Source organism: Protofrankia sp. CiP1_Cm_nod4, from assembly GCF_982290645.1.
Genome location: NZ_CEVIVC010000165.1, coordinates 6,235 through 11,052 on the forward strand (window position 1 = coordinate 6,235; position 4,818 = coordinate 11,052).

The 4,818-nt window shown below is 69.1% G+C and carries 6 protein-coding genes; 2 read left to right on the forward strand and 4 right to left on the reverse strand.

All coding sequences use genetic code 11. The annotated features are described in order from the left end of the window. Positions 1–373 precede the first annotated feature (373 nt). Positions 374–760 (forward strand): transposase, encoded by a 387-nt coding sequence (locus AC5LSR_RS21220; RefSeq protein ID WP_250287001.1) that lies wholly within the window; start codon positions 374–376, stop codon positions 758–760. Positions 761–1,334: 574 nt separating this feature from the next. Here the strand turns inward: AC5LSR_RS21220 and AC5LSR_RS21225 are convergent. Both AC5LSR_RS21225 and AC5LSR_RS21230 read right to left on the reverse strand, forming a co-directional pair. After that, entirely contained in the window at positions 1,335–1,643 is a 309-nt protein-coding gene (locus AC5LSR_RS21225; RefSeq protein WP_250286999.1) for a hypothetical protein, read from the reverse strand. Positions 1,644–1,657: 14 nt separating this feature from the next. Next, positions 1,658–2,005 (reverse strand): hypothetical protein, encoded by a 348-nt coding sequence (locus AC5LSR_RS21230; RefSeq protein ID WP_250286997.1) that lies wholly within the window; start codon positions 2,003–2,005, stop codon positions 1,658–1,660. A gap of 363 nt (positions 2,006–2,368) precedes the next feature. On the opposite strand from AC5LSR_RS21230, the gene AC5LSR_RS21235 reads away from it, so the two are divergent. Next, positions 2,369–3,160, forward strand: coding sequence for an alpha/beta fold hydrolase (locus AC5LSR_RS21235; RefSeq protein WP_493468890.1), 792 nt, complete (start codon positions 2,369–2,371; stop codon positions 3,158–3,160). Positions 3,161–3,325: 165 nt separating this feature from the next. On the opposite strand, the gene AC5LSR_RS21240 is transcribed toward AC5LSR_RS21235, so the two are convergent. Both AC5LSR_RS21240 and AC5LSR_RS21245 read right to left on the reverse strand, forming a co-directional pair. After that, a complete protein-coding gene (locus AC5LSR_RS21240) occupies positions 3,326–4,183 on the reverse strand; it encodes an LLM class flavin-dependent oxidoreductase (RefSeq protein ID WP_250286993.1) in 858 nt (285 codons plus the stop codon). Positions 4,184–4,403: 220 nt separating this feature from the next. After that, the gene (locus tag AC5LSR_RS21245) at positions 4,404–4,577 is read right to left on the reverse strand and encodes a hypothetical protein (protein WP_445548812.1); all 174 of its coding nucleotides are present in this window, start codon (positions 4,575–4,577) and stop codon (positions 4,404–4,406) included. Positions 4,578–4,818: the final 241 nt, after the last annotated feature.

Here is a 4,818-nt window from a genome sequence, read left to right on the forward strand (position 1 = left end):
CCGTCCTCGCCCTGTGCCGTCTTCGCCCTGTGCCGTCCCGCGGCCGGATGTGTTTCGGGCCCGGCGGCCAGGGGAGAGCGGAACTGGAGCGGAAGTCGTCGCGTAACTGCCGGTAACTCGTCGCTGCCGCCGTCGACCGACGGCGCGATCCCGGGCCGGCCCGGTCCCACACCCCGGACCCGGGCGGCGGGGAAGTCGGGGCGCAAGCGGGGTAAACAGCCCGGCGCGGACGGTATCTCGCTGGCGTGGAACGACGACGCGGTGAGGGTGGCGTGCCGGCCGGCCGGCCGGCTGGTGCGGCTGCGGGGCTGACCTCGCCGGCGCCGCCGGCGTGCGGGTCGTGCGGTCCCACCAGGTCGTGGATGTGCCGCTGGTGACCGCCACGACGACGCAGTACGACCTGGTCGCGGTCCGCTGCGGCTGCGGGCGGGAGCACGCGCCGACCCAGCCGGCCGGGGTGCCCCGGGCGCCGGTGTCCTACGGGCCGAACCTGCGGGCGCTTGTCGTCTATCTGCTCGTTTTCCAGCACCTGCCGGTCGAGCGCGCGGGGCAGCTCGTCGAGGCCGTGACCGGCGCGGCCCCGTCGCCCGGGTTCGTGCACGGGATGATCGCCCGCGGTGCGGCCGCCGTCGCCGGCACGGTCGAGGACATCAAGGAGAGCATCAAGGACGTGAATGTTTACCCCTGGTGTCGGGGAGCGCAGGCTGGCCGGTCTGCCGGATCCGACCAGCCCGGCGATCCGCTCCGCGCCCGTGAGTGAGTAAACCCTGCGGACGGCCCGCTGTGGAAATCTTTGACGGAATGCAAACAGGGACCCGGCCATTTCTAACGCCACGCTGGCGTTGCCCGGCTGGCGCGGCGGTCGTACATGGCCACGGCTGATGGCTACGACCGGCGCCGCGGCGGGTCCCGACGGGCCCGATCGGATCGCTCCGTGCGCGCTTGCCGTGTATGCCGGTACAGAGTTGATGCTGGGGCGGCATGCGCACACATGAGGTGGCCGAGCGGGCAGCGGTGAAGAGCCAGGCGTTGCGGTACTTGGCTGGACTTGCTGCACGCCGACGGCATCGAGGGAGCGGGGAAGGACATCGCTGATGAGGTTGACGATTCTGCCCGTCCCGGGCTGCCCGAACGTCGCGACGCGGCTGGCAACCTGGCCGGGTCACCGTCGCTGGCCCAGCTCCGCCACGTGCTTGATCCGCCGGCCGTGCTCGACCGCGACGGACCCTGACCTTCGTCGGGTTGCCAACCCGCATCACCGTCGCCGGTGCGGTGACGGTCGTGGCGATGCGGCAGTACCGCATAGACCTTGACCGGCACCGCAACGAGGCGATCTACGGCAGGCGCCGGCCCAACCAGCGCAACGGCCGGCCGATGACCGGATGCTGATGCCACCGCCGCCGCATGACCAGACGCCGGGCGGCCCGCAGCCCGTCACGCAGCCGGGAGGCGGGTGAGGGGCGCAGCTCGTCCTCACGGCCCCGGGCCTGCTGATGCAGGAAATGCGCGCATGACAGGCAGACCCCGACCTCGGGATGGCTCCCGAGCCGGACCAGGTCAGACTCCTGGTAGGTACCACCGCAGCACCAACAGGTGAGCGGCTCGGCGGCGTCTGACTCGGTAGCGGTCGTGGCTGTCGTCATGAGAGCCCTTCCTTTCATCCGATCAGGTCGCCGAGCAGATCCTCGCTGAGCCGGTCCACGTCGATTCCCTGCCCGGTCAGCAGCAGCCGAACTGGATGGGCCATGCCGACACGCAGGCCCAGGCGCGCGGCATCGCGGCGCCCCCGGCGGCCCAGCCCGGAGCCGAGCCGGTCGCGCGCGACGCGCAGCACACCATAGAGCAGGTGCTCGGGGCGGATCTCGGCCTCGCCGCGCCGGCCGGCGGTGGTGCAGGCGATGACCTGCGCCCGCCTGATCAGATACGGCGGCCCGCACAGCGGGTTGTGCTGGGCTCGTCCGCACCACCAGAGGCGCCGACGCACCCGCCGCGCGGCGTCGTGCACCGCCGATGTTCTACAAAGGTCCTGACACCTGCATGATGCCGGGGCTCGCTACTGCCTGTGTTCAGGTGGCAGGCTTCGGGCTGCTCCAAGCGTGACATGCGGGAGAGTCCGACCTCCGATTGTGGGAATGTAGCCTGTCGATTGTCGGCGCTGTGAACCAGCCGGCAGGGCGAGACACCCTGCCGCTGATCGCAAGCTGATTGCATGTAAATTTCGAGTATGCAGACAGCCCGTGTCCGCGTGGCGCGGCGCACGGCAGGCTTCCTCCGACCGGCCCGCGCATCGCGCTCACACATACAGGGATGGCGTCCCGAGCTGCCGCCCGGTCGTATGTTGCAGGTCCCCGGCCGCGGGGAGGTTTTCGTGCGGCAGACCCGGGCCGACCGGGACGGTGTACTGCCGGTGTTGCTGCTGCACGGGTGGACCTGGTCGCTGGACGTCAATTTCTTCGGGTTGATGCCACCGCTGTCCCAGCGGCATCCGATTGTCGGCCTGGACCAGCGTGGCCACGGACGCGGACTGCCGATCGCCGGGGAGTTCTCCATCGCCGACTGCGCCGAAGACGTCATAGCGGTGCTCGACGTCCTGAATATCGACCGTGTGATCGTGTGCGGATTCTCCCTCGGCGGCTTGGTGGGAACGCATATGGCGTTGGCTCATCCGCAGCGGGTCGCGGGCCTGGTCCTGGCAGCTTGCGCGCTGAACTACCGGCAGAACCGCCGCGACCGCCTGTTGTGGACCACTCTTGCGACGGCAGCCCCGCTGGCTCGCCTCAACCGGGGAAACTCGCTGCCCGCGCGCTACTTCGGAGCCAATCGGCGCAGCGGGACTGATGTGGTCAACCGATGGCCGTGGCTGCACGCCGAACTAACCCGTACCCCACTGGCCGCCGTCCTGGCCATGGGCCGTGCCGTGCAACGCCACGATCTGCGCGGACGTGTTCAACCGCTCCGAAACGTGCCGTCAGTCGTGCTGCTGACCGACAACGACACGCTGTGCCGCCCCGCCTTGCAACGGCAACTGGCCGACCAGCTCGGGGCACATGTCATCCCGGTAGCAGCCGATCATGATTTTCCGGTGGTCCATCCCGACCTGTTCGCCACTGCCATGCTGGACGCAGTTGCCAGGGTGAACGCCCGCGTGAGCGGGGCGTAGCGCTGCTCGGTCGCGCTCATTTCCGCGCCGTGCCTTCCCCAGGGCCTCGGCATGATGACTGATCCACAACTAGTAGGGCTTTGTTAGGTGACCAAAGGTGCGTGAATCCCTCGGCCCCGTGTCGGACCGGATCTGGGCGGCCGAATGACCTTCCTTCCGTTGGGCCTACCTGACCGCGTCGGCCAGAAGGTCGACCTGGCCGGGTTCCGGGTTGCACGGGAACAGCACCAACTCGTCGCACCCCGCCTCGGCGAAGGCGGCGACAGCGTCGCGGACCGCCCTGCCGTCGGTCAGCGCACCCGCCACCACCTGTTCGGCGTACGCTCCGGCGAACGCGTAGTAGTGCCGGAGGTAGCTCTCAGCATGTACGCGTGCCTGCGGCCCCAGGGAGAAGTAACCGAGTGCCGCCAGCCGTGGCCGATCCTTGCGGCCGCGGGCTTCCCACGCAGCCTTCGCCTGCGCAGCGGCCGGCCCGAACGCCTCCGGCGGCGCCCCACCCGCGATCCATCCGTCCGCGTGCTCGGCGGCCCGCTGGAAGGACCTCGGTGACTGGCCTCCGATCAGCAACCCGGGACGAGCCGGTGGAGTGGGCCCGATCGCCCCCGCGTCGCCGCGCGGCTCACCGGACCAGATTTCAAGCGTGTCCACCAGCATCTTTTCGAATCGTCGCCCCCGGCCATTAAAAGGAACGCCGCCGGCCTGGTAGTCGTCCTCCCGACCGCCCAGGCCGAGGCCCAGCACCAACCGGTTGCCGGAAAGATGCTGGATACTTGCGGCCTGCTTGGCGAACAACGCCGCATTGACCCGGTACGGAAGAATCGCGATGGCGGTCAGGAGCTTGATCCGCTCAGTCACCGCCGCTGCGGCCGCAAGCGTGATCAGAGGCTCGTCATTGGGGTAGACGAGACGGTCGATGACGCCGAGTGACAAGAATACGGAGCGGTCCGCCCGTTTGGCCCACTCGAGGATCTGGCTGCCTTCGACGCCGGGAATGGTGGAGGGCAACCCGATCGAGACGTCCATTTCCCGTACTCCCACTCTGGCGATTTCGGGTACTTTCCGGCATCGGGCATTTTGTGCGCGACCGGGCAACCATCCGTCATCCACAATATCCGTGGAGACGCTGGCGCCAGCGTAGCTGGCGGTGACCGCATGCACAACCGGTCGCCAGGTTCAACACAGCAAGCAGCAAAAGAGGGACTGGTGGTGTCCATTCACGGGTGTGACCTGTGTTGATGTTGTTTCAGGCGGCGGCTGGGACTGGTAGCCAGGGTTTGCCGGTCAGGGCGGTGCGGATGGCGTCGAGGGCACGCAGGCCGTGGTCGCGGGCGGAGACCAGGTAGGAGCGCACGCGGCAGTAGGCGGCCAGGGTCGCCTGGGTATGCCAGTATCCCGACGGGCACGTGATCATCTTCAAGTCCGACCCACACGACCTGGTTGGGTATGTCATAAAGTTCCCGGCTGTGTCCGGATCGGCGGAGGATGGCTACCGGCCGCGGGCCGGGGCCGGGCCCGGACCCGGACCCGGACTGAAGGTCCTGCCCGGCGCGGCGACGGCGTTGCGGCTGTCGGGTGCTGAGGCGCTGCCCCGGCCTGCTGCGCCGCGTGCCGCTGAACGCCCCTCAGGGAGGGCGTCTAGCGGCGCATGTCGCGCAGCG

What these genes read in the sequence shown, in the direction of transcription:
- AC5LSR_RS21225 (WP_250286999.1), bottom strand. Translation starts at nt 1,643, where the DNA reads ATGACGACAGCCACGACCGCTACCGAGTCAGACGCCGCCGAGCCGCTC.
- AC5LSR_RS21240 (WP_250286993.1), bottom strand. Translation starts at nt 4,183, where the DNA reads ATGGACGTCTCGATCGGGTTGCCCTCCACCATTCCCGGCGTCGAAGGC.